Annotated in this window: 2 protein-coding genes; both read right to left on the reverse strand. The window is 66.9% G+C overall.

The annotated features are described in order from the left end of the window. The coding region (locus NA10_RS35015; protein ID WP_157557018.1) for a DUF6542 domain-containing protein at positions 1-623 on the reverse strand (623 nt) is incomplete at its 3' end. Between the two features lie 77 nt (positions 624-700). Beyond that, a complete protein-coding gene (locus NA10_RS35020; protein WP_067574990.1) occupies positions 701-1849 on the reverse strand; it encodes a DNA recombination protein RmuC in 1149 nt (382 codons plus the stop codon). Positions 1850-2179: the final 330 nt, after the last annotated feature.

Raw genomic sequence — 2179 nt, forward strand, 5'->3', positions numbered from 1 at the left:
GGACGGCGATTGGCCGGGGTCGATTCGGGCGCGGCATCGTCCTGCGCCGCGCGGTCGGATCGGAAACGTCCTCTGGCGGGTTCCTTGGTATCGGCGGCCCCGCCGCGCGGGGTGCGGGCGGCGCGTGCGGGCCGGGAGTACCGGGCGCGCGGTGTGCCGAGTGGACTGCCGGATTCGCCGCTCTGCTCACGACGGTGCAGGAAGACCCGCACCGCGGCGATGATCAGCACCACTATGGTGGCCAGTGCCATGGTGGGGAAGCGATTCACCAGGGGGATGGCCAGATTCAGCAGGATTTCCTTGACCTTGAATCCGCCGGAGTTGCCGAGCATCTGCTGATACGCCAGCGGCACGGCTAGGAAGAGCAGCAGTGGAGGCAGCACCGCGGTGGTGAAGAGTCCGCGGTACCGCACGATGAGCGCGGCCAGTACACAGCCGATCACATACAGCGAAGCGAAGGTCCCGGTCAGCTCGTCGCCGCCCAGGGTGTCGATCAAGAATCCGATGAAGGTGCAGGTCACGGCAGTGAGCACCGCGATCCCGGCGGAGACGCCGGGGACCGTCGGCAGGATCGAACGGTGCGACGGGGGCACCTCTGCTCGCTCGCGCTGGGTAACTGCCACGTCAAGCACACTAAAGCATGTGGCCGTTCCGCGAGGTAGGCGACATCATGCCGAGATCCACCAGCGAGTCAAGGGCATTACTCGGAATCGGCGAATCCCACCGCCCTGGGCCAGGTTTCCACGCGCTGGATCTCCTCGACTGGAGTGTCCGAAATCTCTAGATCATGAAGTTTGCGGGCGGTCACCAGCACGCGTGTCTCCATGGAGGCGACGGTGAAGTTGAACGAATCCACCGCCTTGCCCAATTGCGCGCCGAGCCGATCCAGATGCCGGCCGGTGGTGCCGAGCCGGGCGTAGAGCTCGCGGCCGAGCTGCTGGATCACCGCCATATCCTGCGACATGGCCTCCTGTCGCCAGCCGAGCGCGACCGTGCGCAGCAGTGCCATGAGGGTGGTCGGGGTCGCCAGGACCACATTGCGACCGAAGGCGTATTCGAGCAGTCCGGGATCCGCGCCCAGCGCGGCATCCAGGAACGGATCGCCGGGGACGAACAGGATGACGAATTCGGGGGAGGGGTCGAAGGCGGCCCAGTACTCCTTGGCCGCGAGCTGATCCACATGGTTGCGCAGATGTTTGGCGTGGCGGCTCAGCTGGTTGTCGCGTTCGCGCGGATCCTCGGTGGAGGCGGCCTCGAGATACGCGGTGCACGGCACCTTGGCATCGACCACGATCTGCCGGCCTCCCGCCAGGCGCACCACCATATCGGGGCGTACCACGCCCTCGGTGCTGCCGGTGGTGCCCGCGCGCCGGGTGACCTGGGTGTCGAAATCGCAGTGCCGGGTCATGCCCGCGAGTTCCACCACCCGCTCCAATTGGATCTCGCCCCAGCGCCCGCGCACCTGCGGGGCGCGCAGCGCGGCCACCAATTGCGAGGTCTGCGTGGAGAGCTGATGCGAGATGTGCTGCATGCCCGCGACCTGTTCGCGCAGACCGGAATACGCGTTGATGCGATTGTGCTCGACTTCCTGGATATGCCGATTGAGCGTGCCGACCGCCTCGCGCAGCGGCTCCATCAGCGCCCCGAGCTGATGCGAATGCCGCCGCGCCGCATCCTCACTCGCCGCCCCCAGTGACTGTCGTAACAACCGCTCGTTGTCGTGCATCGAACTCAAGCGCGCTTCGGCCACCGCGGCGCGTTGCCCCGCGCGAGCGCAGTGGCCCAACCACCCCACCCCGACCCCGGCGGTGAAGACCAACAGCAGCGCGAACAGCATCGGTGCGGTCATGAGAGGCGAGTTTGCCGCATAGCACCGACAATTCCGCGAAACCGCGGCAAACCCGCGGCTTCGCCGCATTGTGCCGACGGGCGCGGCGCGTGGGCAACCCTCGTCATCCCGGCATGCATGGGCAGCCCTGGTCATCCCGGCATGCGTGGGCGGGAAGCCTTGTCATCCCGGCATGCGTGGGCGGGAAGCCTTGTCATCCTGGGCTGCGCGGGTGGGAAGGTCTCGTCAACCCGCCACGCGCGGGCGGAAAAGTCTCGTTATCCCGACATGCTTCGGCCGGGATCCACACGGGCAGTGAGCATTCGAATTGTGTGGATTCCGGCCGAAAGC

The organism is Nocardia acidivorans NBRC 108247, from assembly GCF_001625085.1.
GTDB lineage: Bacteria > Actinomycetota > Actinomycetes > Mycobacteriales > Mycobacteriaceae > Nocardia > Nocardia acidivorans.